At 57.8% G+C, this 25,825-nt stretch carries 20 protein-coding genes; 8 read left to right on the top strand and 12 right to left on the bottom strand.

Annotated elements, in window-relative coordinates:
* Positions 1–2: 2 nt before the first annotated feature.
* The gene (locus tag SHM7688_RS10310; RefSeq protein ID WP_058239866.1) at positions 3–824 is read right to left on the bottom strand and encodes an ABC transporter ATP-binding protein; all 822 of its coding nucleotides are present in this window, start codon (positions 822–824) and stop codon (positions 3–5) included.
* Positions 821–2,791 (bottom strand): AMP-binding protein, encoded by a 1,971-nt coding sequence (locus SHM7688_RS10305; RefSeq protein ID WP_058239882.1) that lies wholly within the window; start codon positions 2,789–2,791, stop codon positions 821–823. Before SHM7688_RS10305 ends, SHM7688_RS10310 begins: the two co-directional genes overlap by 4 nt.
* A gap of 197 nt (positions 2,792–2,988) precedes the next feature.
* On the opposite strand from SHM7688_RS10305, the gene SHM7688_RS10300 reads away from it, so the two are divergent.
* From SHM7688_RS10300 to SHM7688_RS10290, 3 genes are all read left to right on the top strand, one after another.
* The gene (locus SHM7688_RS10300) at positions 2,989–4,914 is read left to right on the top strand and encodes a hybrid sensor histidine kinase/response regulator (protein ID WP_058239865.1); all 1,926 of its coding nucleotides are present in this window, start codon (positions 2,989–2,991) and stop codon (positions 4,912–4,914) included.
* A gap of 8 nt (positions 4,915–4,922) precedes the next feature.
* Positions 4,923–5,627, top strand: coding sequence for a response regulator transcription factor (locus SHM7688_RS10295; RefSeq protein WP_058239881.1), 705 nt, complete (start codon positions 4,923–4,925; stop codon positions 5,625–5,627).
* Between the two features lie 401 nt (positions 5,628–6,028).
* On the top strand, positions 6,029–6,769 hold the full coding sequence (locus tag SHM7688_RS10290) for a hypothetical protein (protein WP_058239864.1): 741 nt from the start codon (positions 6,029–6,031) through the stop codon (positions 6,767–6,769).
* Positions 6,770–6,902: 133 nt separating this feature from the next.
* Here SHM7688_RS10290 and SHM7688_RS10285 read toward each other — a convergent pair whose 3' ends face one another.
* The 8 genes from SHM7688_RS10285 to SHM7688_RS10250 form a co-directional block, all read right to left on the bottom strand.
* Positions 6,903–8,057 carry an ABC transporter substrate-binding protein gene (locus SHM7688_RS10285; RefSeq protein ID WP_058239863.1) on the bottom strand — a complete coding sequence of 385 codons (1,155 nt, stop codon included), beginning with the start codon at positions 8,055–8,057 and terminating at the stop codon, positions 6,903–6,905.
* Between the two features lie 46 nt (positions 8,058–8,103).
* Positions 8,104–9,996, bottom strand: a complete 1,893-nt coding sequence (locus tag SHM7688_RS10280) for an AMP-dependent synthetase/ligase (RefSeq protein WP_058239862.1) — start codon at positions 9,994–9,996, stop codon at positions 8,104–8,106.
* A gap of 13 nt (positions 9,997–10,009) precedes the next feature.
* The gene (locus SHM7688_RS10275; RefSeq protein WP_058239861.1) at positions 10,010–10,783 is read right to left on the bottom strand and encodes an ABC transporter ATP-binding protein; all 774 of its coding nucleotides are present in this window, start codon (positions 10,781–10,783) and stop codon (positions 10,010–10,012) included.
* Positions 10,783–11,553 carry an ABC transporter ATP-binding protein gene (locus SHM7688_RS10270; protein ID WP_058239860.1) on the bottom strand — a complete coding sequence of 257 codons (771 nt, stop codon included), beginning with the start codon at positions 11,551–11,553 and terminating at the stop codon, positions 10,783–10,785. Before SHM7688_RS10270 ends, SHM7688_RS10275 begins: the two co-directional genes overlap by 1 nt.
* A complete protein-coding gene (locus tag SHM7688_RS10265; protein WP_058239859.1) occupies positions 11,550–12,635 on the bottom strand; it encodes a branched-chain amino acid ABC transporter permease in 1,086 nt (361 codons plus the stop codon). Before SHM7688_RS10265 ends, SHM7688_RS10270 begins: the two co-directional genes overlap by 4 nt.
* Before the next feature lie 4 nt (positions 12,636–12,639).
* The gene (locus tag SHM7688_RS10260; protein ID WP_058239858.1) at positions 12,640–13,515 is read right to left on the bottom strand and encodes a branched-chain amino acid ABC transporter permease; all 876 of its coding nucleotides are present in this window, start codon (positions 13,513–13,515) and stop codon (positions 12,640–12,642) included.
* A gap of 166 nt (positions 13,516–13,681) precedes the next feature.
* Positions 13,682–14,791: an acyl-CoA dehydrogenase family protein gene (locus SHM7688_RS10255; protein WP_058239857.1), complete on the bottom strand. Its 1,110-nt coding sequence runs from the start codon at positions 14,789–14,791 to the stop codon at positions 13,682–13,684.
* A gap of 4 nt (positions 14,792–14,795) precedes the next feature.
* The gene (locus SHM7688_RS10250; protein WP_058239856.1) at positions 14,796–15,977 is read right to left on the bottom strand and encodes an acyl-CoA dehydrogenase family protein; all 1,182 of its coding nucleotides are present in this window, start codon (positions 15,975–15,977) and stop codon (positions 14,796–14,798) included.
* Between the two features lie 140 nt (positions 15,978–16,117).
* Between SHM7688_RS10250 and SHM7688_RS10245 the strand changes: the two genes are divergently transcribed.
* On the top strand, positions 16,118–16,759 hold the full coding sequence (locus tag SHM7688_RS10245) for a TetR/AcrR family transcriptional regulator (protein ID WP_223229286.1): 642 nt from the start codon (positions 16,118–16,120) through the stop codon (positions 16,757–16,759).
* A 78-nt stretch (positions 16,760–16,837) separates the two neighbouring features.
* Here the strand turns inward: SHM7688_RS10245 and SHM7688_RS10240 are convergent, their stop codons facing one another.
* On the bottom strand, positions 16,838–17,824 hold the full coding sequence (locus tag SHM7688_RS10240; RefSeq protein WP_058239854.1) for an adenosine kinase: 987 nt from the start codon (positions 17,822–17,824) through the stop codon (positions 16,838–16,840).
* On the bottom strand, positions 17,821–18,465 hold the full coding sequence (nth, locus tag SHM7688_RS10235) for an endonuclease III (protein WP_058239853.1): 645 nt from the start codon (positions 18,463–18,465) through the stop codon (positions 17,821–17,823). The genes SHM7688_RS10240 and nth overlap by 4 nt, the downstream gene beginning before the upstream one ends.
* Before the next feature lie 771 nt (positions 18,466–19,236).
* Between nth and dnaA the strand changes: the two genes are divergently transcribed.
* From dnaA to gyrB, 4 genes are all read left to right on the top strand, one after another.
* Entirely contained in the window at positions 19,237–20,613 is a 1,377-nt protein-coding gene (gene dnaA / locus SHM7688_RS10230; RefSeq protein ID WP_058239852.1) for a chromosomal replication initiator protein DnaA, read from the top strand.
* 172 nt (positions 20,614–20,785) lie between these two features.
* Positions 20,786–21,904 (top strand): DNA polymerase III subunit beta, encoded by a 1,119-nt coding sequence (gene dnaN, locus SHM7688_RS10225; protein ID WP_058239851.1) that lies wholly within the window; start codon positions 20,786–20,788, stop codon positions 21,902–21,904.
* Between the two features lie 56 nt (positions 21,905–21,960).
* On the top strand, positions 21,961–23,085 hold the full coding sequence (gene recF / locus SHM7688_RS10220) for a DNA replication/repair protein RecF (protein ID WP_058239850.1): 1,125 nt from the start codon (positions 21,961–21,963) through the stop codon (positions 23,083–23,085).
* 76 nt (positions 23,086–23,161) lie between these two features.
* On the top strand, positions 23,162–25,579 hold the full coding sequence (gene gyrB, locus SHM7688_RS10215; RefSeq protein ID WP_058239849.1) for a DNA topoisomerase (ATP-hydrolyzing) subunit B: 2,418 nt from the start codon (positions 23,162–23,164) through the stop codon (positions 25,577–25,579).
* Positions 25,580–25,825: the final 246 nt, after the last annotated feature.

The raw sequence follows: 25,825 nt of genomic DNA, 5'->3' as shown, positions 1-25,825 counted from the left end.
GCTTAGTCATGTGCCACCCCCAGATAGGCGTCGATGACGTCCTGATTGTTGCGCACCTCATCCGGTGTGCCATCCCCGATTTTCTTACCGTAATCCATCACCACCACACGGTCGGACAGATCCATGACCACGCCCATATCGTGCTCAATCAGCGCGATGGTGGTGCCAAATTCATCATTCATATCAAGGATAAAGCGGGACATGTCCTCTTTTTCCTCAACGTTCATCCCGGCCATGGGCTCATCCAGAAGTAGAATGGAGGGTTCCGCCGCCAGCGCGCGCGCCAGCTCCACCCGCTTCTTCAGACCATAGGGCAGACGCCCCACAGGGGTTTTGCGGATGTGCTGAATTTCGAGGAAGTCGATGATCTTTTCCACAAAGGCGCGGTTTTCGACCTCTTCCTTTTCGGCACGGCCCTTCCACAGCGCCTGCTGGATCAGATTGGCATTCATCTGACGCAAGCGGCCTGTCATCACGTTGTCGAGCACGGACATGCCTTCAAACAGCGCGATGTTCTGAAAGGTGCGGGCGATGCCCTGCTGCGCCACCTGATAGGGCTTCATGGCGGGACGTTTGGCCCCTTTGTACCAGACCTCACCTTCTTGGGGCACATAGAAGCCTGAAATCACGTTCAGCATCGAGGATTTACCGGCCCCGTTTGGGCCGATAATGGCCCGGATTTCGCCTTCGCGAATATCAAAGGAGATGTCCGTGATCGCCTTCACACCGCCAAAACGCAGGGTGATATTCTTCATTTCCATCACGGTTGGACCGATCGTGCGGCCGTCCTCCGTAACGTAGCTGTCTGCGGGAACCTGTGTCATTCTGCTGCCACCTTGCTGGCCATGGGCACAACTTTGGCGTCGCGCAAATCAAGGGTCGCGCTGATGCTGCCCTTGCGGCCGTCTTCGTAAGTCACTTCGGTTGTCGTCGAGACCGAGGAGGCACCGCCATAAAGCGCATCCACCAGATCTTTGAATTTCTCCGCCACAACCACGCGGCGCACCTTGCGGGTGCGGGTCATCTCGCCGTCATCCGCATCGAGTTCTTTGTGCAGAACAAGGAAGCGGTGGATCTGACAGCCCGCCAGCATCGGGTCATCCGCCACAGATTGGTTGACCGTCTCCACATGGCTCTGGATCGACTCAAGCACTTTCGGGTGGCCTGCGAGTTCCTGATAGGAGGCATAGGGAATATTGTTACGCTCTGCCCAATTTCCCACAGCGGTGAGGTCAATGTTAATGAAGGCGACACAGCGGTCGCGGCCATTCCCAAAGAGCACCGCCTCTAGAATGTCGGGATAGAACTTCAGTTTGTTCTCCACATATTTGGGAGCAAACATGGAGCCATCGGCCATTTTACCAACATCTTTGGCGCGGTCGATGATGCGCAAATGACCGGAGCCTTCCTCAAAGAAACCCGCATCGCCAGTGGCCACCCAACCTTCGGCATCCTTGGTGGAGGCGGTGCTTTCGGGGTTGTTGAAATACTCTACAAACACGCCGGGGCTGCGATAGTGAATCTCGCCTTTGTCGTCGATTTTGATCTCAACGTCGGGGCTTGGCACACCCACAGTGTCCGCCCGCACTTCGCCATCCGGCTGCGCGGTGATGAATACGGTGGCTTCGGTCTGACCGTAGAGCTGTTTGAGGTTGATCCCCAAAGAGCGGTAGAACTCAAAGATTTCCGGACCAATGGCCTCACCAGCGGTATAGCCCACACGCACGCGGCCAAAACCCAGCGTGTCTTTCAGCGGGCCATAGACCAGCATGTCGCCCAGCTTGTACTTCAGGCGATCCAACAGCCCAACAGGCTTGCCATCCAGAATATCGCCGCCGACTTTCTTGGCGTGATTCATGAAGTGATGGAACATGCGGTATTTCATCTTACCCGCATCTTCCATGCGGATCATCACACTGGTCAGCTGCGTTTCAAATACGCGCGGGGGCGCGAAATAGTAGGTCGGGCCGATTTCGCGCAGATCGGTCATCATCGTGTCTGCGGATTCCGGGCAGTTCACGCAGAAGCCTGTCCAGTAGGACTGCCCCACAGAGAAGATGAAATCGCCCACCCATGCCATCGGCAGATAGGCCAAAATTTCTTCGCCAGCGCCGAGATTGTCAAATTCCACCGAGTTCTTGGCGCTTTCAATCACGTTGCGGTTGGAGAGCACCACGCCCTTGGGTTTGCCGGTGGTGCCGGAGGTGTAGAGCATGACACAGGTGCTGTCATAGGTCAGCTTGCTCCGCCGCGCCTCAAGATCGGTGATCCACTCATCATGTGCGGCACGACCCTGTGCCTGAATGTGGCTGAACTCGTGCAACTGGTGGTGATCATACTTCCGAAGCCCGCGAGGGTCGATGTAGATCATATGTTTGAACTGATGCAGGTGCTCCTGGATCTCGATGACCTTATCGACCTGCTCTTGGTCTTCGACGATGGCGTATTTGGCACCGCAATGCCCCAGAATATACTCCATCTCATCCGCGGCACTGTCGTTGTAGACCGGCACCGGAACCGCACCCACAGATTGCGCGGCGACCATGGACCAATAGAAGTAAGGCCGGTTGCGTCCGATGATGGCGACAAAATCACCCTCTTCCACGCCCAGGTTGATCAGACCGAGCGCCAGAGCCTCAATTTCTTTCTCAGTTTCTGCCCAAGTCCAGGTCTGCCAGATCCCGAACTCTTTCTCCCGATACGCATCTTTGTTTGCGAACTGGGCGGCGTTCCGCTGCAACAGCGCCGGGATGGACGCGAGTCCTCCGGTCGCCTGTGACGACTGTGCCAAATTTTTATCCTCCCTTAAGCCCGTCGGAACGGGCCAAAACCGCGCGAGCGATTCCTCCACCTCTAGTGGTGCGCTTTTCACACTGTTGGTCAACTTTTTCCTGAACATTTCCCAATCCTTACGAATTGTAACAACATTCATTTCGCTCTTTCCGTGCCCCCAAATGAGGTGTTAGCGATAAAGAGAAGGAGGCCGCGATGGAGCGTGTAACCGGTGGGACACAGGCGATGACAGTCGCCGGGCTGAACCTGATCAAACAGGCGATGTCGATCTATGACAGTGACCTGAAACTTGTTGTGTCCAATGCACGGTTTCGGGAAATGTTCTCCATTCCCAAACCCTTAACCCAACCAGGGGCTCCGTTCGCGGAGACCATTCGCTTTCTGGTAGAAAACGGAGAGTATGGTCACATACGCGATGAAGACAAAGAAGCCTTCATTCTGGAACGTGTCGACCGGGCCAAGAATTTTGAACCGCACTACTTTGAGCGTCAGCGCGCAGATGGACGCTGGGTAAGCGTAGAAGGCTCTCCCATGCCACAGGGCGGCTGGGTGGCTGTCTATACGGACATCACCTCCACAAAACGGCAGGAGGCCCTGCTGCGGTCCCGCTCTGAGGAGCTCTCTGACCAGCTGCTGCAATATGCTGAAGAGCTTTCCGCCACCAACCGAGAGCTGGAATCCACCGTACATGCGCTGGAGGAGGTCAAAAGGCAGCTCACGGAAAGTGAAGCGCGCATGCGTCTGACGGCGGAGATGATGCCTGCGCATATCGCCCATGTGGGGCCTGACCGGCTCTACACCTACTCCAACCGCCGCCTCAGCGCGGTGATTCCCGGACGCCCTTCTGATATTGTTGGCATGCATGCCAGCGAAGCTTTGGGCGACAGCGCCTATCGCGCAATCAAACCGCATCTGGATGGGGCCTTCAAAGGCAAGCCATCGGTGTTCGAGTTCAACGAACATCCCAGCACACGGCGTATCCGCGTGGCCTTCACCCCCGATGACAACGCAGGCCCAGAGCGCGGCGTCTATGTACTTTCAATGGACATCACCGAAGAAACCCAGACCCGCGTGGCGCTGCAACAGACCCGCCGCCGGGAGATCGCCGCCCAGATGACCAGCGGGCTGGCCCATGATTTTTCTAACCTGCTAACCATCATTTTGGGCACACAGACCAAGTTGCAAAAGATGGCCCTTCCCGAAGAGGCCAGTGCCCTGATTGAAGCCACCTTGGGAGCCGCGCGCCGGGGTGGCACCCTGCTGGACAATCTGGCCAATGTCACCGGCCCGCGCGTGCCCCAGCTTGCCGCGACAGATATGCGCGCCTTTCTCGCCGATCTGGAAACGCTGGCGCAGCCAACGGTGGGCGATGGCGTTGCACTGATCATCGAAAATGACATCCCGGCGGAGGCGCTGATGATTGATCCGGCCATGTTGCAGGACAGTCTGGTGAACCTTTTGCTGAATGCCGCCCATGCCTGTGGGCAGGTCAAGGGCGCGGGAGGCACCATTCTGCTGATTGCGGAACTGGTGCAGAATACCTGGGTCCAGTTCACTGTACGCGACACTGGGCCCGGCTTTTCCGAGGAGGCGCTCAACCGCGCGCTGGATCCGTTTTTCACCACCAAAGGCGCGGATGGATCCGGGTTGGGACTGGCCATGGTCTATGACATGACCAAGCTGGTGGGCGGTGACATCAAGATTGCCAACACCGCAACCGGTGGTCAGGTGACGCTGCGGCTACCCCTACGACGGGCCGTGCAGGATGCGACGCCGGGTCTCGCGCTTCTGGTGGAAGACAACCCCGATCTGCGTGGATTGATCCGCGACATGCTCACAAGCATGAAACACACGGTGATCGAAGCCGCCAGTGTGGATGAAGCCCGTGTGCTGCTCGATCAGGTGCCAGACATCAATCTGGTGCTGTCAGATATTTCCCTGGAGGGCGATGAGACAGGCGTGGATCTGATCCGCGCGTTGGGGCGCGATCGTGTGCCCAGCTATCTGATGACCAGCTTGCCCCAAAGCCATCCGCTCTATATCGAAGGGGCCGCGCGTGCGCCTGTGCTGCCCAAACCCTTCACCGCCGAGCAGCTTGACCAATTCTTACATCCGAAATGAGCCCTGCCATGACCGCCCCGCTTGTCACGATTTTGGACGATGAACCAGAAATCCGCATGATTCTGGCCGATGCGCTGGAAGATGCCGGCTTTCGCACCATGGCATTTTCCCGTGCCACAGAATTTGAAGCAGCGCTGAAATCCACCACGCCGGATGTGTGCCTTGTGGATCTGGGCCTGCCGGACAAAGACGGCCTGACATTGGTGCATCGGCTGGCGCTGGAGCTGGGGGCGGCGGTGATCATCATTTCAGGTCGCGCGCAGGTACAGGACCGTATCACCGGGCTGGAATTGGGCGCGGATGACTACATCATCAAACCCTTTGACCCCACTGAGGTGGTTGCACGGGTGCGGGCCCGTCTGCGCAAAGAGCGCCCTGCTGCGCCAGTGGCCGCCAATACGGCGGTGTTCAATGGCTGGACGGCTTATTTCGACCGCTATGTTCTGGTGGATGAAACCGGGGCAGAGACCACTTTCAGCCATGCCGAAGGTGAGGTGCTGCGGCTGTTTCTGGACAGTCCCAAGCGTCTGATCAGCCGGGCGCAGATGCAGGAAACCCTTGGCGGGGCCGCTGGGGAAAGCTTTGATCGGGCGATGGATGTGCGCATTTCCCGACTGCGCACCAAGCTGAAGGAAGATCCCAAAAATCCCCGCCTTATCAAGACGATCTATGGCGCGGGCTATATCTTCCTCGGGGATGTCAGCTGGCAGTAAACTCCGCCAAATATAGACCCAAGACCCCCAAACACACAAAATATAGATTTCCAACCCAATATGCGGTATATGTTGGAAAGCCCCATTGCGGGCCATGGGACAGCATTTCTGGGGAGGATGCATAAAAGATCACTCCCGCCTTCCCCGCAGACCAGACCATCGGCTGCGGGGAATTTTTTGTACACGGCATTGGCGAGGGAGGCAGGCGGCTAGAGAGGCGCCCTCGTGGTCATATTTGGCCGAAAGCAGCGTCGGTCTGCTTTGAGTCCGGAGTGGGTGATGCTGCACGGCGGACTAATGTCGGTTTCAAGGCGCACTTATATTGGCATACTCATGGTACAATTGACCCGAAACGGATTCCCATGGAGGTTGGCAATCGAACTGCAAGTTAAGGAATGCCAATGAGCGTCATTGACGAAATTATACAAAGGGAATCTGCTGAATGGATCATCAGCCAGATCGATGGGCTTCCTGATCGCGGGAAATTTCGAGCAGCGAGTGCGTTGCGGTCGCTGCAGTGGGCAAACGGAATTTTCGATGCTGGGATGCACATTCCTGCCTGCTTTTGTGCGCTTCACGCAACTGAAGAAGCCGTTGCAGCATTCATATCCTGTGCCAAAGAGTGCGATTATAATGAGGCAAAGGACATCAATATTAAGGATCACGCGGCTAAGGCGACAGTATCCCTCTTAGCTCAAAAGGTTTCAGAAATTTTACTCCAATATAAAGTTGCTGTTGCGCTCAACACTAAGCCTAGAACATTGATCGCACGATACATTCTAGATGGCCAAACCCACTACAACGAAGCCTCTACGAAGCTCTTCCATTACTGCGATGATGAAGGGACCATGCTGCCAGACTTCTACGATGAACTAGTCAAAATGTTTGACGACGTAAATGAATTGAAAAAAACAGTTAGGGTGGGGCAAGAGGCTCGTAACACCATATTCTATGCTTCGAGCAAGGGCTACCCAACAGGGTTCGATGACCCAAGTGAGTCACTTTGCAGAGAGTGTCAGCTTACGCTCGGTTTGATCTGGGGCGCGATTGATTTGACAAGAAATGCGGGTCAGAAAATACCATTTATCGAACAGGCACTGCGAACAGCCAACATCGTTATTGCCGATCTAAAAAAGAGGTAGAGTAAATTGAACAGAAGACATTGGCGCAGCCGCAGCGAAAGTTTACTTTGCCCACACTGCTAACCTAACCGCCCATGAAACAATGTCGCTCCCGAAAACCTCCGGGAGCGCAGGTGTTTGCCTTGCTATAAGCTTACTTCACCGCCAGCGTTTTCCAGCCGCCGCCTTCAACGACAGAGATCACAATCTCATCGGCACCGCGGTGATCTTCGGGCCCATAAGAGATCTGCCCGCCGGTCAGCTCATCAAGGTAGTTCAGGCTTTCCAGCCCCGCGAGGAAGGTTTCGTGGCTGAGCTCCGGGCCAGCGGCCTCCAGCGCGCGCACCACTGTATCCGCCGCAGAATAGCCCAACATGGCAAAACCAGAGGCCGGTTGATCAAATTTGGCCTGATAATCGGCGATGAACTTGGCTGGAACAGGGTCACTGGCACGGGCATAAAGATCCTGCCAGCCGGACGCCGCATAAAGCCCATCGGTCACACCGCCCGGCACGGCGGCCACAGGTTCCAGAAAGCCCGCAGAGGTGTTGAGGAATTTCACATCAGTCCAGCCCAGCTTCTTGGCGGTGCCCACCACCGTGATGCCCTGCCGCACGCCCAGCGCCATGGTGACGATGTCGCATTCTGCTGCCTTAAGCTTGGTGAGGGAGCCGACAAAATCCAGCTCATCCGGCTTATGGGTGGTTTCACCGGCCATGGTCAGGCCCAGCGCCTTTGCGGTGTCGGCCGTGGACTCGGCAATCTCCTTGCCAAAATCAGAGGGGATATACATGGCGCAGACTTCTTTGGCGTCAAACTCTTCTGCCAGATAGGTCACTCCGGCCTGCACCTGATCATAGTAACTGGAGAAGGCAATAAACTTGTTGTCCACCGGCTCCTGCAGCATCTGACGTGCGGCAGAAAGCGGGCCGATGTTGGGAATGCCTTTGGGATCCAGCAGCTTGAAACCCGCCGTGTTCATCGGCGTGCCAAGACTGAGCAGCATGGCAAACACCTTGTCGCGATTGAGCAACTTGTTGTAGCCCTGCATCGCGCGCGGGATCTGATAACCGTTGTCCTCCACAACAAACCGGATCTGACGCCCATGGATGCCACCACCGGCATTGGCTTCGTCAAAGCGCATATTGGCGCCATTCACCGCAGGCACACCCACGGCGGCAAAAATACCGCTGAGATCATTGACTGAGCCAATCACCACTTCGCTGTCACTCACCCCCTGCGTATCCGCAGAGACCTGAGACGCGAGCGCCGCCGCGCCAACTGCCAGAGCCGTCGTCAGTTTTTTCATGTTTTCCTCCCGTTTAACCGTGGTGTGCCACCACCTGCGTTTGAGCTTAGTACATTTCCTCAATCAGACCTGCGTGTTTCTTCTCCACGAAGCTGCGCTTGAGCTTCATGGTCGCCGTAAGCTCCTCATCTTCGGCGGTCAGAAGCACATTGATCAGGCGGAAATCCTTGATCTGTTCCACCCGTGCGAAGGCGTGATTGACCTCCTCAACCTCGCCTTTGATGAGATCCACCACCTCCTGCGACGCGCAGAGAGACGCGAAATCGGAAAAGGGCACTTTGCGATCCTGCGCATATTTTTCTACGTTCTCCTGATCAATCATGATCAGGCAGGTGAGATATTTGCGCGCATCGCCAATCACCACCGCATCGGAAATGTAGTGGCTGAATTTCAGACGGCTTTCGATTTCGGCGGGGGTGATATTTTTGCCACCGGCGGTGATGATGATGTCTTTCAGACGGCCCGTGATCGTGAGGAACCCGTCATCATCCAGCTTGCCCACATCCCCGGTGCGCAGCCAACCATCTTCGGTGAAGGTCTCTGCGGTCTTCTCATTGTTACGCCAGTAGCCCTGAAAGTTGTTAAGCCCGAGGGTCTGGATCTCCCCATCATCCGCAATGCGTGTACCCACCCCCGGACAGGGCCGCCCCACAGAACCAATCTTATTGTCATTGGGCAGGTTGATGGAGGCCAGCCCGGCATTTTCTGTCATGCCATAGCCTTCCAGAAGCTGCACGCCAATCGCCCAGTACCAGCGGATCAACTCCGGCGAAATCGGCGCAGCTCCGGTGCCGCCACGGCGCATTTTGTCCATACCCAGCATCCGGCGCAGATTGCGCAGCACCAGCATATCCCAGACCGCATAATGGGCCCGCACCCCCAGAGGCACAGGCTTGCGCGCCAGCAGATAATCGGCCCGTTTCAGCCCGGTCTTGATCGCAAGATTGAAACACAGACGCCCGATTGGCGTGGCCTCCTGCGCCAGCACCCGCACCCGTGAATAGACCTTTTCCCAAACCCGTGGCACCGCCGTGAAATGCGCAGGCGAGACCTCCCGCAGATTGTCAAACACCGTCTCCGGGCTTTCGGCAAAATTCACCGTCGCCTTGCCTGCAATCGGGAAATAGACAGAGACGTTGCGCTCCAGAATATGGCACAGCGGCAGAAAGCAGAGCTGTTCATCATGATCCTGCGTCGGCAGCGCATGCGCGCCCGAAACACAGGCGGAAATCACATTCTCCTGTGACAGCATCGCGCCTTTGGGCATCCCTGTGGTGCCGGAAGTATAGATCAACAGCGCAGTGTCCTCTGGCCGGGTCTTGGCAATCTCCGCCTCAAACACCCCATGGTTTTCCGCCTCATAGGCGCGCCCGGTTTCATAGAGATCATCGAGAAACACGCATTTTTCATGGCGCAGATCATGCAGACCATCCTGATCCAGAATGATGACCTTTTCCACGCGGCTGGCCTGGTCTTCGATCTCCAGAAACTTGTCGAGCTGCTCATCGTTTTCAACAAAGAGGAAACGACTGCCGCTGTCGCGCAGAAGATACTCCAGCTGGCTGGCGCTGTCGGTGGTGTAGACGCCAGAGGCGATGCCACCGACACATTGAATGCCCATGTCCGCATAGAGCCATTCCTTGCGGTCCTCTGAGAGGATGGAGACCACTTCGCCGCGCGCCAGCCCCAGTGCCCGCAGGCCAAGGCCCAGCCATTTGGCATGGGTCCAGTAATCCTGCCAGGAATAACTCTGCCAGATGCCGAGGTCTTTTTCACGATGGGCCGTGCGGGCGGCCAATTGTTCACACCGCTTCTGAAACAGGCTGACAATCGTGTCACAGCCATCCACCAAAGCGGGTTTCTGCCCCGGCACGGCGGAGACAATAACCCCGTTGATTTCGATCTGTTTGGCGGGCGTGGGCCTTGTGTGACTGTTCATATGTGACCTCCCCTCAGCGCCATGTCTTTTTGCGTTTCCAGCGCCGCTCACCGCGCGCGCCGTCTTCCTGATGGCCCAGATAGAAGGCCTTGATGTCTTCGCTTTCCATCAGGCGCTCAGAAGTGTCATCCATCACAATGCGGCCCACCTCCATGACATAACCCATATCTGCCAGCTCAAGCGCCACTCTGGCGTTTTGCTCCACCAGCATCATGGTTACGCCTTCCTCTTTGTTCAGCCGTTTGAGGATGGCAAAAATCTCCTGCACCAGCAGCGGCGAGAGCCCCAGAGAGGGTTCATCCAACAGCATGATCTTGGGGCGCAGCATCAGGCCACGACCAATGGCGAGCATCTGTTGCTGACCACCGGACAGCGTGCCAGCCTCCTGATGGCGGCGCTCTGCGAGAATGGGGAAATAGTCAAAGACCATCTGACGGTCTTTTTCGATCTCCGCCTTGTCTGATCGGGTATAGGCCCCCAGCGTCAGGTTTTCCTCCACGGTCAGAAGGGGGAAAACCTCACGCCCTTCCGGCACATGTACAATGCCACGGCCCACCACCTTATGAGGTTCCATGCCCTGTATCTCGCGGCCTTCAAACAGGATCTGCCCTTTCTCTGGGTCCATGATGCCTGAGATGGTTTTCAGCAGCGTCGACTTGCCTGCGCCATTGGCGCCCAGCACGGTCACCACCTGCCCCTGCTCAACCTTCAGAGAGACGCCGCGAATGGCCATGATCGGGCCATAGAAGCTTTCGATATTCTGGATATCCAGCACCGTTTCGCCCATCACACCACCCCCGTGCCCAGATAGGCCTCAATCACCGCCGGATCAGATTGCACCTGCGCGGGCGTGCCTTCGGCCAGTTTGGCCCCATCCGCCAGCGCGAGAACGCGATCCGATACGCCAGAGACCAGCCCCATATCGTGCTCCACCATCAGAACGGTGATGCCCATCTGTTTGCGGATGTCATCAATCCACCAGCGCATGTCCTGCGTCTCTTCCACCGAGAGACCAGAGGCCGGCTCATCCAGCAACAGAAGGCGCGGCCCGGAGGCCAGCGCGCGGCCCAGCTCCACCACCTTACGCACCCCGTAAGGCAGGCCCGCAATCATTTTGTCGCGGTAGGGCTGCAGATCGAGAAAGTCGATGACATCCTCGACGGCGGCGCGGTGGCGCTCTTCTTCGCGACGCACCTTGGGTGTGAACAGCATCTCTTGCACCATATTGGTTCTGCGATGGCGATGCCGCCCCACCAGCAGATTTTGCAAAACCGTGGCGTGGTCAAACAGCTCGATGTTCTGAAAGGTGCGGGCGATGCCAAGATCGGCCACCGCATCGGCACTGCGCGCCAGCAGGTTTTGGCCGTCAAACCGCAAGGCACCCGCATAGGGATCATAGAAGCGCGAGATCAGATTAAAGACGGTGGATTTGCCCGCCCCATTGGGGCCAACGATGGCATAAACTTCGCCTTCTTTGACCGAAAAACTCAGATCATTGACCGCAACCACACCGCCAAATTTGAGCGTGGCGTTCTCAATTTCCAGCAATTGGCTCATCTCAAACGCTCCGTTTTCAGATAGCTCTTCTGGCGTTTGAACATGTCTTTGCGCGCAAACGGAAAGAGCTCAAACCAGATGCGGATTTTCATCCAACGGCCATAGATGCCCATCGGTTCAAACAGGATGAACAGGATCAGGATCATGCCAAAGACACCGGTTTCCAGCCCCGGAATGGCGACCGAGCTGCCCCCGACCAGATCTTTGGCCATGGAGAGAAACTGCGGCAGGAAGGCCACCACCACCGCACCAAAGAATGCGCCGTGGATGGAGCCCAGACCGCCAATCACGATCATCATCAGCAGGGTGATGGAAATCACGATGGAGAAGGTCTCATTGTTGAAGGCCCCCGCATAAAACCCCATCAAAGCTCCGGCGAGCCCGGTGATGGCACAGGACAGCCCGAACGCCGCCGCCTTGGTGCGCGCGATATGCACGCCCATGGCGCTGGCGGAGACCTCGCTGTCACGCACGGCGGCAAAGGCGCGGCCCAATGGGGAGCGCAGCAGATTGCGGTAGGCCAGCGTGCAGAGCACGGTGATCGCCAGCACCAGCCAATAGAAGCGATCCGGCGTGGTCCAGCGCTCTATCTCGATACCAAAGATGGTGATCATCGGGGCAAATTTGCCTGAGACCCCATCGGTGATCGGATCCAGCAACACGATGATGTCATCGGCCAGAATGGAGAGCGCAATCGTGGCAATGGCCAGATAAATACCATGCAGGCGGATCGCAGGAATGGCGATGATCGTGCCCACCACACCGGTCAGAATGCCCGCCACAGGGAAGGCAATCAGGAAAGGCCATCCCTGCTCCATGAAGATGATGCAGGAATAGCATCCCAGCGCCAGAAAGGCGGCATGCCCAAGGCTCGCCTGCCCGGTCTGTCCGGTCAGAAGCATCAATCCAAGCCCCGCAATGGCCCAGATCAGCACATTTGTGACTTCGCCTAGAAAGAAGTCATCCATCAGCCAAGGTAAGATCACGGCAATCACCAGCAGGGCAGCATAGACGCCAAAGCTCCAGAGATCGGGAAAGAGGCGGATGTCATGATCATATGAGGTTTTGAAATGTATCCGCATCGGCTCAGACCTTCTTGATCCGGACCTGTGAGAACAGGCCATGGGGGCGGAACACCAACACCAGAAGCAGCAGAGCATAAGGAGCGATCTGGCTGTAGCCCGCCGGGAAATAGTAGGAGGCGAAGGGTTCGATCACCCCAACAATCAGCCCGCCCATCAGCGCACCGGGCAAGCTGCCAAAGCCGCCAATCACCGCTGCGGCAAAGGCCTTGATGCCCAGCAATCCTGAGCTGATTTCGATCGCACCTTTGGAGGCAAACAGGATGCCGGCCACGGCGGCCACCGCGCCGGACAATCCCCAGATCATCCCCTGCACCCGCTTCACCGGAATGCCCATGAAATACGCCGCCATCTGGTTCTGACTGGCGGCCTGCATCGCCAGCCCCAGACGGGTGCGTTGAAAGAACTGATATAGGCAGAGCGTCAGCAACACCGTCACCACGATCACGGCCAGATCCGCCATCCCCAGCACCACGCCGCCCAGATTGAAATCGCCCACCGCGAGCGGGCTCTCAAGGGTCTGTGGCTCATGGCCCCAAATCACCCCGGCCACAAAACGGATCACAAAGCCCAGCGCGATGGTCAGGATCACCACCGCCGTCTGGCTTTGCCCAAAGAGATGCCGCAGCACAAAGAAATCCAGCAGATAGCCCAGCACCGCCATGATGACGACAGCCAGCGGCGCGGCGAGCCAGAAAGGCAAGCCCATATAATGCGCGTTGGTGAGCCCCAAACAAACAAAGGCGCCGAGCATCATGAAATCGCCTTGGGCGAAATTCACCTGTTCGGTCGCCTTGTAAATGAGCACGAAGCCAAGTGCGATCAGACCGTAAACACAGCCGTTCGCAAGCCCGCTGACGAGCAATTGCACAACTTCCAATCTATCCTCCCGTGCCGGGTTTCCCGGCTTTATGGGATCAGTCTCCGGAGCGATTGCCTTTGCGTCAAGCCTGCCATACCTCCCAATAGGCAAGCCTCCGTTACGTCACCCTAAGATTTCCATACGCCTCCGTATGCTTCTGTCTTTCTTTGCTTCACAGCCCGCGCTAGATGCCGCGGTGCCGCAAAATCCAATCCGTGTGATGCCCTGCATCCCCAAGAAACTCGCTGAGCGCGCGATCCCGTTTCATGAACAAACCAAGATCCATGGCGTCGGTCATGCCAATGCCGCCATGCATCTGCACGCCCTCTTCCGTGGCCTGCCGCCCCACGCGGGCCAGTTTGGCCTTGGCGGCGCGGGTGAGCAGCTCGCTGTCGTCACTGCCCGCATCCAACGCATTGAGCGCCGCCGCCACCAACGAGTCCGCCTGTGCCAGTTCACAATAGAGATCGGCGGCACGATGCTGCAACGCCTGGAATTGTCCGATCAGGACGCCAAACTGTTTGCGCGTGCGCAGATAGTCAAAGCTCTGGTCGGCCGCCGCTTTGGCCACGCCAAGCTGCTCTGCGGCGGCAACCGCGCGGCCTGCCGCCAGCGCCTGAGCCAGCGCAGCTTCGGCCTCCGCCCCCATTGCCAGCACATCCGCCTGCGCAAGCGCCACATCCTCAAAAGCCACCGTGGCAGCATTGCGGTGATCCAGCATGAACTGTTCGGTGACCACAACCCCATCCGCCGCTGGATCAACCAGCACCAAAACGCATGCGCCCCCCTGTTTGGCCACGACGATCAGGCGATCCGCCGCGCCGCCATCCACAACAAAACCCTTACGCCCGGTCAAACGCAGGCCACTTGCCGTTTCCGCCAGGGTTGTTGCGATCCGGTCTGGCCGGTGCTTTGTGCTTTCCTCCAGCGCAAGCGCCATGGTGACCTGCCCTTCGGCAAGACGCGGCCCCCAATGTTGCAGCGCAGTACCGCCAACAGCGCGCAGCACGGTGGCGGCCAGAATCGCCGATGACAGAAACGGGCTGATGGTGAGGTTGCGTCCCATTGCTTCCGCAATCAGCCCGGCAGCACGATAGCCAAAGTCCACGCCGCCAACCGCCTCCGGAAGCAAAATACCCATCCAGCCCATTCCTGCGATCTCACTGCGCAGCGCAGCGTTTTTGTCATCGCCTGCATCCCGCAGGGCCCGAAAAGCCTCAACGCCATGCCCTGCCTTCAAAAACCCCTGCGCGGCTTCGGCGATCAGTTTATGATCTTCGCTCAACACTTCCATAAGCTCACCCCGGCAATTTCAAAACGGCTTTGGACAGGATCGACAACATCACCTCAGAGGTGCCGCCTTCGATGCTGTTTCCTTTGGCACGCAGCCAGTCTTTGGCCGCCTGCCCCGCGCTGTTGGCTGTGCCTTCCCAGACCAGATCATCCGCCCCACCGGCAGACACCCTGAGACTCTGTCGGCGTTTGTTGAGCTCAGTGCCAAGATATTTCAGCTCTGCGGAGCGCGCGCCCAATTCATGCCCCGCCCGCATATAGGCACCAGACATCTGCATATGGGCGTCAAAACAGATTTCATCGATCAAAAACTGGCCCAGCTCGGCACGCAGCATCGGATCATCCAGATGCCCATCTTCGTTCACCCCTACGGATTGAATGGCATCCGCCACCAAATCCGTCTTGGCAAAGAGCGCATTGTCAGAGGCCCCAATCATTTCACGCTCATGGGTGAGCAGGTATTTCGCGATGGTCCAGCCCTGCCCCCGCTCCCCGACGATCTGATCCTTGGGCACTTTCACATCGTCAAAAAAGGTTTCGCAGAAGGGTGATGCCCCGGAAATAAGTTTGATCGGCCGCGTGGAAACCCCGGCGCTTTCCATATCAAACAGGAGAAAGGAAATGCCCGTGTGTTTTGAGGCGTCCGGCTCTGTGCGCACCAGGCAGAAAATCCAATCTGCCTTGTCGGCATAAGATGTCCAGATTTTCTGACCTGTGACCGCGAAATGATCCCCTTGATCAACGCCCTTGGTCTGCAAACCGGCCAGATCAGACCCCGCGCCCGGTTCGGAATAGCCCTGACACCAGCGGATCTCACCGCGCGCGATCTGCGGCAGATAATGGCGTTTCTGCGCCTCTGTGCCAAACTCCAGCAAAGCAGGCCCCAGCATCCATATGCCAAAACTCTGCAGCGGCGGGCGCGCGTTGATGCGGGCCATCTCCTCATTCAGGATTTTTTGCTCATCGCCGGAGAGACCGCCGCCGCCATAAGCCTTGGGCCAGCCCGGCACGGTCCAGCCGCGCGCCGCCATGACCTCCAGCCAAGCCTTCTGAGCCGCAGAGCGGAAGGTAAAATGCCGCCCGCCCCAACAAATATCTTCCTCTGACATCGGCAGGCGCATTTCCTCCGGGCAATGCGCGTCAAGCCATTGGCGTGTCTCCTGCCGAAACAGGGCCAAATCCGTCATGCTGTTCCTCCCTTGCCCCAACAGCCTCTTGCAGGGCTGCGTTGCTATTGGGATGCAAACATACTACTGAGTATGCTGTCAATCACAGGTCCTACGCAGACGCCACGTCACCTCAAAGGGGGCACGGCAAAGATAGCCAAATGAACTCAGAGCCAAACAGCCCGCCACAGGCGTCAAAACCGAAAATGAGCCGCGCCAAATCCGAGGTACTGGACGCCGCTGCGGAGGTGTTCATGACGCTGGGTGCGGAGGCGGCCTCTATTGACGATGTGGCCCGCCATCTTGGCGCAACCAAGGGCCGGATTTACCACCATTTCCCCTCAAAGGGCGTGTTGTTGGCAGAAGTCTGTCTGAGGGCTGCGGATTTTGCCCACCGCGCGGTGCATCCGGTTCTGGACCCGGATCTGCCACCGGATGTGCAATTGCGGCAGATGGTCTGCGCCCATATTCCCGCCGTGCTGGGCAGCCTGCCCTATCACAAAGTGATCCTGCAGTCTTTTGTGGGCATGTCTCAGAAATCCACCACAGCGCTGGAGCGCAGCCTGCTAGCGGACATCCGCCAAGAGCGCAAAGCCTATGAAACCCTGTTTCGCGATGTGATCAGCCGCGGCATGGCGTGCGGGGCCTTCCGGTCGCAGAACATCTCAGTGGCGCTGCACTCGGTGCTGCTGATGGTGAATGCGCCGGTGTTCTGGTATCAGCCGCGCGCCGAAGACTCGACAGATTTTATGACCGACCTGTCAGAGCAGCTTGCGGATATGGCCGTGGCCGCTCTGCAATAGTCCGGGCTGCGGGTGGGTTCGGCTGGCGTGCTGGTGGCATCTCTGGACGCCACCAGTTGTCTGTTTTGATCTGAGGCCTTAGCCAATCAAACCTTCTTTGCGAAACAGCTCTTTGATGTCCGCTTCCGGGCGGGCGCCATAGTGGCTGATGACCTCTGCGGCAGCGATGCAGCCCATCCGGCCCGCCACTTCCAGAGATTGCCCTGTGGCCACACCATAAAGGAAACCGCAGGCAAACTGATCGCCCGCACCTGTGGCATCTACGGGCACAATTTCGTTGACAGGCACGGTGGCCTGCTCCTCCCCGCGCAGCAGAACAACATCATGGCCAGAACGGGTGCAGACCACCATGCCGGCATCCTGTGACGCCTGCTCAAGCGCGCTGCTCAGATCGGTTTCATAAAGCGAGGCCCATTCATGTTCGTTGCCGATGACAAAATCGAGCTCTTTCACCAGACGACGGAAATCGGCGCGATGACGCTCCACACAGAAAGGATCAGAGAGCGCGATGCCTGCAAGCCCGCCGCCATCCCGGCACAGTTTGGCTGCGCGCTCAAAGGCTTCTTTGCCCTTGGGCTTGTCATAGAGGTAGCCCTCCAAAAACAGCAGCTGCGCCTGACCAGCCACATCATCAGACACATCTTCAGGCCCCACCTCGGAGGAAATCCCCAGATAGGTGTTCATCGAGCGCTCCCCATCCGGGGACACGAATATCATAGAGCGGGAGGTGGGCAGATCGCCGCCAGCCACAGGCGGGTTTACGAAATCCGTACCGCCCGTCTGCATCGACTGGGCATAGAATTGCCCCAGCGCATCATCATGCACCCGCCCGATAAAAGCAGTGGACAATCCGAGCGCGCCAAGCCCCGCCAGCGTGTTGGCCACAGAACCGCCCGGCGCCTGCGTGCGGTTGGTCATTGCGGCATAGAGCATCTCGCCGCGCTCTTTTTCCACCAGCTGCATGATGCCTTTCTGAATCCCCATCAGATCCAGAAAACTGTCATCAGACTGGCTGATCACATCGACGATGGCGTTGCCGATGCCGACAACCTGATATTGTTTCATAGGGCCTTGTCCTCAAATAGGCAGAGATCACGGATCAAACAGTTGCTGCACATGGGTTTGCGCGCCTTACACACATAACGCCCGTGCAGGATCATCCAATGATGTGCATGGAGCTGAAAGTCCACAGGGATGTGATCTTCGATGGCGCGCTCCACCGCCACCACATCTTTGCCGGGGCAGACCCCGGAGCGGTTGCCGAAGCGGAAGATATGCGTGTCCACCGCCTGCGCCGGATAGCGCCACCACATATTGAGCACCACATTGGCCGTCTTGCGCCCCACCCCCGGCAGGCTTTCCAAAGCGGCGCGGGAATTGGGCACCGCACCGCCATATTGCTCCACAAGGATCTTGGAGAGCTTCATGACGTTTTTGGCTTTGTTGCGGTATAACCCAATGGTTTTAATGTGCTCGATCAGGGCCTCTTCTCCCAGATCCAGCATCTTTTGCGGCGTGTCCGCCACTTTGAACAGATCTTTGGTGGCGCGATTGACGCCAACATCGGTTGCTTGAGCCGACAGGGCAACGGCCACCACCAATGTATAGACATTGACGTGATCCAATTCGCCTTTGGGTTCGGCCTCAGCTGCCTCAAACCGGGTGAAGATCTCCCGGATGGTGTGATAATCCAGTTGCTTTGCCATGAGCGACCTTTGGCATGGGCACCCCCGAGCTGACAAGGGTGCAGACCAAGATGGCGACGAATCCCCGCGCCTGCCCATAGAGGCTGTGGACAACAACCCCCACTTATCCACCGTTTTCGCAAATGCGCTATGCGCCTACTGCAAGCAATTTCAGCGATTCCTTTTTCTGCATCGCAGCATACCCCTGTGGATTGTGTCAGAGTCGCAACACCGGCTTTCCGTGCGACCCCCGGAAAACACTCACGGAATCCCCGGTTTTACCTCCAAATCCCGCGCGCTGCGGCGCGTTGAAGCCGGGCAGAACGGGTGACCAACTGCTTCATCTCACCGGCTTCTAGAAGTGTTCAAAACAAATGAGTTTTCCACATATTAACAGACACTTAATTACCTGTGGATAGATTCTTTTTTGCAAATGCCTGAGTCAAGTTCGAAGTTCAGTTGCCCGTTTGAGGCCCCTATTGCTAGTTTCTTCCAGCGATTCACTTCGCCTTGGGGGGGACAGACGCCGACACGTGATGGCTTAGGCCATACCGGGCGACTGCACTGGTTGCACAACGATGTAGCCGGGCGGTTGTCTGACAGCTCACCTGTTCCAACAAATCTGCGCTTGCGCATGAAGACATATTCAACCGGGGAATAGGGACCCCCGGAACGGTTGAGGTATGTCTTTATGTGGCCGTTTTGACCCCATGGCTCGGTGCAATCCAAAAATAAAACTAAGGATCGGGCTCAGCCCGGCAAGACTAGACGCGTGAAGGAATATGGGGACAGATGACCGACGATAAATGGGGCGACATTCGGCAAGACCTTTTGAAAACGGTGGGCCAGAACAACTTTAAAACCTGGATTGAGCCAGTCGCTTTCGCAAATTTGCAAGATGGGGTGGCAACGTTTCACGTGCCAACCAATTTTATTGGCAATTATGTATCGCAGAATTACGGCGACCTGATCATGCATCAGTTCAATCAGGCTGGCGAAAATGTGCAGCGCATGCAGTTCAAAGTGGCCGCACAAAAGGCACAGCGCGCCGCCGCAGCGCCCAAAGCTGCCACGCGCAGCAAATCTAACACCGCAAAAGCGGAAAGCGCTGTCCAGTCTGAGGCAGAGATGACCGGCGCGCCACTGGATCCGCGCTTTACCTTTGACAGCTTTGTTGTCGGCAAGCCCAACGAACTGGCCAATGCCGCCGCACGCCGCGTGGCCGAAGGTGGCCCGGTGACGTTCAATCCGCTGTTTCTCTATGGTGGCGTGGGTCTTGGTAAAACGCACCTGATGCACGCGATTGCATGGGAACTTCAGGCGCATCGCCCCGACCTGAACGTGCTCTACCTCTCCGCCGAACAGTTTATGTACCGCTTTGTGCAGGCGCTGCGGGATCGCAAAATGATGGACTTCAAGGAGCTGTTCCGCTCTGTGGATGTTCTGATGGTGGATGATGTTCAATTCATCGCTGGCAAAGACAGCACACAGGAAGAATTCTTCCACACCTTCAACGCGCTTGTGGATCAAAACAAGCAGATCATCATTTCAGCCGATCGCGCCCCCGGTGAGATCAAGGATCTGGAAGACCGCATCAAGAGCCGCCTGCAATGCGGTCTCGTGGTGGATCTGCACCCAACCGACTATGAGCTGCGTCTGGGCATTCTGCAAAACAAGGTGGAAACCTACCGTCAGCAGTACCCGGAGCTGCAACTGGCCGACGGGGTTCTGGAATTCCTCGCGCATCGCATCTCCACCAACGTGCGCGTTCTGGAAGGCGCTCTGACACGTCTGTTCGCCTTTGCCTCCCTCGTGGGACGCGAAATCACCATGGAGCTGACGCAGGACTGTCTGTCTGATGTTCTGCGCGCCTCCGAGCGCAAGGTCTCTGTCGAAGAAATTCAGCGCAAGGTCGCAGATCACTACAATATCCGTCTCAGCGACATGATTGGCCCCAAGCGCGTGCGCACCTTTGCGCGCCCGCGTCAGGTCGCCATGTATCTGTGCAAACAGCTGACCAGCCGGTCGCTGCCAGAAATTGGCCGCCGCTTTGGCGGGCGTGACCACACCACAGTCATGCACGGCGTGCGCCGCATCGAAGAGCTGCGCAATTCGGATGGTCAGATCGCCGAAGATCTGGAAATGCTGCGCCGGGCGCTGGAAGCCTGAGGCATTTGCCTAAAAAACGTGACCAAAACGCCGCGTCCCAGAGGTGCGGCGTTTTCATTTCGGTGCTTGACGCTTGACGGTCCAGCCGAAGTATTCAACAACCTATAAAAAGACTTGTGCTGGTGCGGCGAAAGGCTAACGTGGCTGTCCCGGCAATCGAGAGGGTGAAGGGATGAAAATCAGTATCGAACGCGCCGTGCTCCTGAAGGCAGTGAGCCAAGCGCAATCCGTTGTGGAACGTCGCAACACCATTCCGATCCTTGCCAATGTTCTGATCGAAGCCGAAGGCGACACGGTGCAGTTCCGCGCCACGGATCTGGACATCGAAGTGGTCGATAAAGCCAATGCCATGGTGGAACGCGCAGGGGCCACAACCGTGGCCGCGACCACCTTGCATGAAATCGTACGCAAGCTGCCAGACGGCGCGCTGGTCACCCTGACCGACGACAGCGCAGCGGGACGGCTGACCGTGGAAGCAGGACGCTCCAACTTCTCGCTGGCAACCCTGCCGCGCGAAGATTTCCCGGTGATGGCCTCCTCGGAATACACCTCAAACTTCTCCGCGCCCGCGCCTGCGCTGCGCCGCCTGTTTGACAAATCGAAGTTTGCGATCTCCACCGAAGAGACCCGCTATTATCTGAACGGCGTCTATATGCATGTGGCAGATGCGGACGGTGCAAAGGCGCTGCGAGCTGTGGCCACCGATGGCCACCGTCTGGCGCGCATTGACACGGATCTGCCTGATGGCGCAGCGGACATGCCCGGCGTGATCGTGCCGCGCAAAACCGTGGGCGAGCTGCGCAAGCTGCTGGATGACGACGAAATGGAAATCGCCGTCTCCGTGAGCGAAACCAAAGTGCGCTTTGCCACGCCCAACATCACCCTGACCTCCAAGGTGATCGACGGCACCTTCCCCGATTACAGCCGCGTGATCCCACAGGGCAACACCCGCAAGCTCGAAGTGGACGCCGCCGAATTTGCCAAAGCGGTAGATCGTGTGGCCACCGTCTCCTCGGAGCGCTCCCGCGCTGTGAAGCTGCAACTGGACGAAGACCGTCTGGTGCTGTCGGTGAATTCACCGGACAGCGGTGCCGCCGAAGAAGAGCTGGCCGTGGCCTACAATGATGAGCGTCTGGAAATTGGCTTTAACGCGAAATACCTGCTGGAAATCGCCAGCCAGGTGGATCGCGAAAACGCCGTCTTTCTGTTCAACTCCGCCGGGGATCCGACCCTGATGCGCGAAGGCAATGACACCTCCGCCGTCTATGTCGTGATGCCAATGCGGGTATGATCCACTGACGCGGCAACCTGCGGCGCAGCGATCTGGCCCAGCAAGAAAACGGGCACATGTCTGAGCTGTATCTGACCTCATTGAACCTGTCCCATTTCAGGTCCCACAAAAAGGGCGCGCTCCAGTGTGATGCGCGCCCTGTGGCGCTTTATGGGCCCAATGGGGCCGGCAAAACCAATATCCTTGAGGCGGTCTCACTGTTCTCACCCGGACGTGGCATTCGTCGGGCCAGTGCCGAAGAGATGACCCGCCGCCCGGAGGCCATTGGCTGGAAGCTGTCCGGGCTTCTGAAGTCGGGCGGATCCTCCTATGAAATTGACATCAAATCGGAAAATGGTGCCGCCCGTCAGGTACAGATTGATGGCAAAACCGCGCCTCAGACCCAGCTTGGACGGCTGGCGCGTGTGCTCTGGCTGATCCCCTCCATGGACCGGCTCTGGATCGAAGGGGCCGAAGGGCGGCGGCGGTTTTTGGACCGCATGACGCTGAGCTTCTATCCTGATCACGCCGAGGCCACGCTGGCCTATGAAAAATCCATGCGTGAACGCAACCGCCTGTTGAAAGAACAGATCAGCGATGCCCATTGGTATGTCGCGTTGGAGCGGCAGATGGCCGAGCATGGCGCGCGCATCCAGTTCGCCCGCGCCAAGACCGTAGAGCGCCTGCTGGACGCACAGGCCGCTGCCGAGACCGCTTTTCCCGTGGCGGAACTGGAACTGATGCAATCCGAAGGCGCGCTGCCCGACACTGCCGCAGATCTGCTAGAAGCCCTGGCGGAAAGCCGGTTTCGCGACATTGCGGCAGGGCGCACGCTTGTGGGGCCACACCGCACCGATATGATCGGCACCTACCGCGAGAAGGGCGTGCCCGCCAAAGACTGCTCCACCGGCGAGCAAAAGGCACTTCTGGTCTCCCTGATCCTCGCCAATGCTCGCGCGCTCAAACAGGATCTGGGGGCCGCGCCCATTCTGTTGCTGGATGAGGTCGCCGCCCATCTGGACCCCAACCGCCGCGCGGCGCTTTATGATGAAATCTGCGCACTTGGGGCACAGGCCTGGATGACCGGAACGGAAGCGGGTTTGTTTGAGGCGCTTGGGGCGCGTGCACAATATGTGGAAGTCACCGATGAGGCCGGTCTTTCCGCCCTCTGCACACCGGGTCAGGCGCCACAGGCGCAATAGCAAAAAGTCGCCCCAATTGCGTGACATCCCCGGCCAAAGCCGATATAAAATCCGGAAACCAAAAAGGGCCACATGAATGTCTGACAGCGCGCAAAATCCCGAGCAATATGGCGCGGATTCCATTAAAGTTCTCAAGGGCTTGGAAGCGGTCCGCAAACGTCCGGGCATGTATATCGGTGACACCGATGATGGCTCGGGCCTGCACCATATGGTCTATGAGGTTGTGGACAACGGCATTGATGAGGCGCTGGCCAATCACGCTGACCATGTGCGCGTGAAAATTCACGCCGACAGTTCTGTCTCCGTGTTTGACAACGGGCGCGGAATTCCGGTGGATATTCACCCCGAAGAAGGCGTATCTGCGGCTGAGGTGATCATGACCCAGCTGCACGCGGGCGGCAAATTTGACAGCAACTCCTACAAGGTTTCCGGCGGTCTGCACGGCGTGGGTGTTTCGGTTGTGAACGCGCTTTCGGTCTGGCTGGAACTGCGGATCTGGCGCAACGGCAAAGAGCACTACGCCAAGTTTGAGCATGGCGATTGTACCGAGCACCTGCGCGTGGTGCAGGAATGTGGCGATGAGACCGGCACGGAAGTGCGCTTCATGGCCTCCACCGAGACCTTCTCCAACATCGACTATTCTTTTGACACGCTGGAAAAGCGCCTGCGCGAGCTGGCCTTCCTGAACTCCGGCGTGCGCATCATCCTGGAAGATGAACGCCCTGCCGAGCCGCTGCGCACCGAGCTCTACTACGACGGTGGTGTGAATGAGTTTGTGAAATACATCGACCGTCACAAAACCTCCCTGATGGAGGCGCCAATCTATGTGACAGGCGAGAAAGACGACATCGGTGTGGAAGTCGCCATGTGGTGGAATGACAGCTATCATGAAAATGTGCTGCCCTTCACCAACAACATTCCACAGCGCGATGGCGGTACGCATATCGCAGGATTCCGGGGCGCGCTGACCCGCACATTGCAGAAATACGCGCAGGAAAGCGGCATCGCCAAAAAAGAAAAGATCACCTTCACCGGTGATGACGCCCGCGAAGGTCTGACCTGTGTGCTCTCCGTGAAAGTGCCGGATCCGAAATTCAGCTCACAGACCAAAGACAAACTGGTAAGTTCCGAGGTGCGCCCGGCCGTTGAAGGGCTGATGAACGAAAAGCTGACGGAGTGGTTTGGGGAAAACCCGCAGACCGCCAAGATGATTGTCTCCAAGATCCTTGAGGCCGCCCATGCCCGGGAAGCCGCCCGCAAGGCGCGTGAGCTGACCCGGCGCAAAACCGCGATGGATGTGAACTTCCTTGCCGGCAAGCTGAAAGATTGTGCCGAGAAAGACCCTTCCAAGACCGAAGTCTTCCTGGTGGAGGGGGACTCCGCTGGTGGGTCCGCACAGACCGGACGGGACCGGATGACACAGGCGATTTTGCCCCTGCGCGGTAAGATTCTGAACGTGGAGCGCGCCCGCTTTGACCGCATGCTGGGCTCGCAGGAGATCGGCAACCTCGTGATGGCGCTTGGCACCGGTATTGGCCGCGACGAATTCAACCTCGAAAAGCTGCGCTACCATAAGGTGGTGATCATGACCGATGCGGACGTGGACGGCGCCCACATCCGTACACTTCTGCTGACCTTCTTCTACCGTCAGATGCCCGAGCTGATCGAGATGGGACACCTCTATATTGCGCAGCCGCCGCTTTACAAAGTGGCGCGGGGCAAATCAGAGGTTTACCTGAAAGATCAGGCCGCGCTGGACGATTACCTGATCAATCAGGGCATTGAGGGCGCTGTGCTCAAGCTGGGCAATGGCATGGAGATGACCGGGCAGGATCTCGCCCGTGTGGTCACAGAGGCGCGTCAGCTCAAGCAGGTTCTGGACGCCTTTCCAACGCATTATCCGCGCCACATTCTGGAACAGGCCGCCATTGCAGGTGCCTTTGTGCCCGGCGCCGTGGACAGCGATCTGCAAGGCGTGGCCGACAAAGTGGCCGCGCGGCTGGATCTGATCGCGCTGGAATATGAGCGCGGCTGGCAGGGCCGGATCACGCAGGACCACGGCATCAAACTGGCGCGTATTCTGCGCGGGGTGGAAGAGGTGCGCACATTGGATGGCCCGATGCTGCGCTCTGGTGAGGCCCGCAAATCCGGCAGCTTCACAGACAGCCTGCAAGAAGTATACGGCAGCCCCGCCACTTTGATGCGCAAGGACCGCAGCCAGATCATCCACGGCCCGCTGGACCTGCTGCGCGCCATTCTGGAAGAGGGCGAAAAAGGCCTGACGCTGCAACGCTACAAAGGCTTGGGGGAAATGAACCCCGATCAGCTTTGGGAAACCACGCTGGATCCGGACGCCCGCACGCTGCTTCAGGTGAAAGTCGAAGACATGGCCGAGGCGGATGATCTCTTCACCAAGCTGATGGGCGATGTGGTGGAGCCGCGCCGCGAGTTCATCCAGAAAAACGCATTGAGCGTGGAAAACCTCGACTTCTGAGATGTGTAGGATTCCCCATAATCGTTCGCGATACCCATAAGTTTTCGTGAGACACCCAAAGTCGTTCGTTTTGCTGAGTTTTAGCGCGTTTCGGGGTAGGCACGAAAGTGCCCCGAAATTCGCTGAAATTTGAGGAATTGGCGAAAGTCGATGTTGACGTGCTCCCCTTAGAGTCCTCACTTTGAGGTTAGCCTGTTCCCCAACTGAGGATACAGACGATGAAGAGAAGCCGATTTAGAGAAGAGC

It is taken from the genome of Shimia marina (assembly GCF_001458175.1).
Taxonomy (GTDB): Bacteria; Pseudomonadota; Alphaproteobacteria; order Rhodobacterales; family Rhodobacteraceae; genus Shimia; species Shimia marina.
This window is presented reverse-complemented; position numbering and strand designations above follow the sequence as displayed.

What these genes read in the sequence shown, in the direction of transcription:
- SHM7688_RS10310 (WP_058239866.1), bottom strand. Translation starts at nt 824, where the DNA reads ATGACACAGGTTCCCGCAGACAGCTACGTTACGGAGGACGGCCGCACG.
- SHM7688_RS10300 (WP_058239865.1), top strand. Translation starts at nt 2,989, where the DNA reads ATGGAGCGTGTAACCGGTGGGACACAGGCGATGACAGTCGCCGGGCTG.
- SHM7688_RS10295 (WP_058239881.1), top strand. Translation starts at nt 4,923, where the DNA reads ATGACCGCCCCGCTTGTCACGATTTTGGACGATGAACCAGAAATCCGC.
- SHM7688_RS10290 (WP_058239864.1), top strand. Translation starts at nt 6,029, where the DNA reads ATGAGCGTCATTGACGAAATTATACAAAGGGAATCTGCTGAATGGATC.
- SHM7688_RS10285 (WP_058239863.1), bottom strand. Translation starts at nt 8,057, where the DNA reads ATGAAAAAACTGACGACGGCTCTGGCAGTTGGCGCGGCGGCGCTCGCG.
- SHM7688_RS10280 (WP_058239862.1), bottom strand. Translation starts at nt 9,996, where the DNA reads ATGAACAGTCACACAAGGCCCACGCCCGCCAAACAGATCGAAATCAAC.
- SHM7688_RS10275 (WP_058239861.1), bottom strand. Translation starts at nt 10,783, where the DNA reads ATGGGCGAAACGGTGCTGGATATCCAGAATATCGAAAGCTTCTATGGC.
- SHM7688_RS10270 (WP_058239860.1), bottom strand. Translation starts at nt 11,553, where the DNA reads ATGAGCCAATTGCTGGAAATTGAGAACGCCACGCTCAAATTTGGCGGT.
- SHM7688_RS10265 (WP_058239859.1), bottom strand. Translation starts at nt 12,635, where the DNA reads ATGCGGATACATTTCAAAACCTCATATGATCATGACATCCGCCTCTTT.
- SHM7688_RS10255 (WP_058239857.1), bottom strand. Translation starts at nt 14,791, where the DNA reads ATGGAAGTGTTGAGCGAAGATCATAAACTGATCGCCGAAGCCGCGCAG.
- SHM7688_RS10250 (WP_058239856.1), bottom strand. Translation starts at nt 15,977, where the DNA reads ATGACGGATTTGGCCCTGTTTCGGCAGGAGACACGCCAATGGCTTGAC.
- SHM7688_RS10245 (WP_223229286.1), top strand. Translation starts at nt 16,118, where the DNA reads ATGAACTCAGAGCCAAACAGCCCGCCACAGGCGTCAAAACCGAAAATG.
- SHM7688_RS10240 (WP_058239854.1), bottom strand. Translation starts at nt 17,824, where the DNA reads ATGAAACAATATCAGGTTGTCGGCATCGGCAACGCCATCGTCGATGTG.
- nth (WP_058239853.1), bottom strand. Translation starts at nt 18,465, where the DNA reads ATGGCAAAGCAACTGGATTATCACACCATCCGGGAGATCTTCACCCGG.
- dnaA (WP_058239852.1), top strand. Translation starts at nt 19,237, where the DNA reads ATGACCGACGATAAATGGGGCGACATTCGGCAAGACCTTTTGAAAACG.
- dnaN (WP_058239851.1), top strand. Translation starts at nt 20,786, where the DNA reads ATGAAAATCAGTATCGAACGCGCCGTGCTCCTGAAGGCAGTGAGCCAA.
- recF (WP_058239850.1), top strand. Translation starts at nt 21,961, where the DNA reads ATGTCTGAGCTGTATCTGACCTCATTGAACCTGTCCCATTTCAGGTCC.
- gyrB (WP_058239849.1), top strand. Translation starts at nt 23,162, where the DNA reads ATGTCTGACAGCGCGCAAAATCCCGAGCAATATGGCGCGGATTCCATT.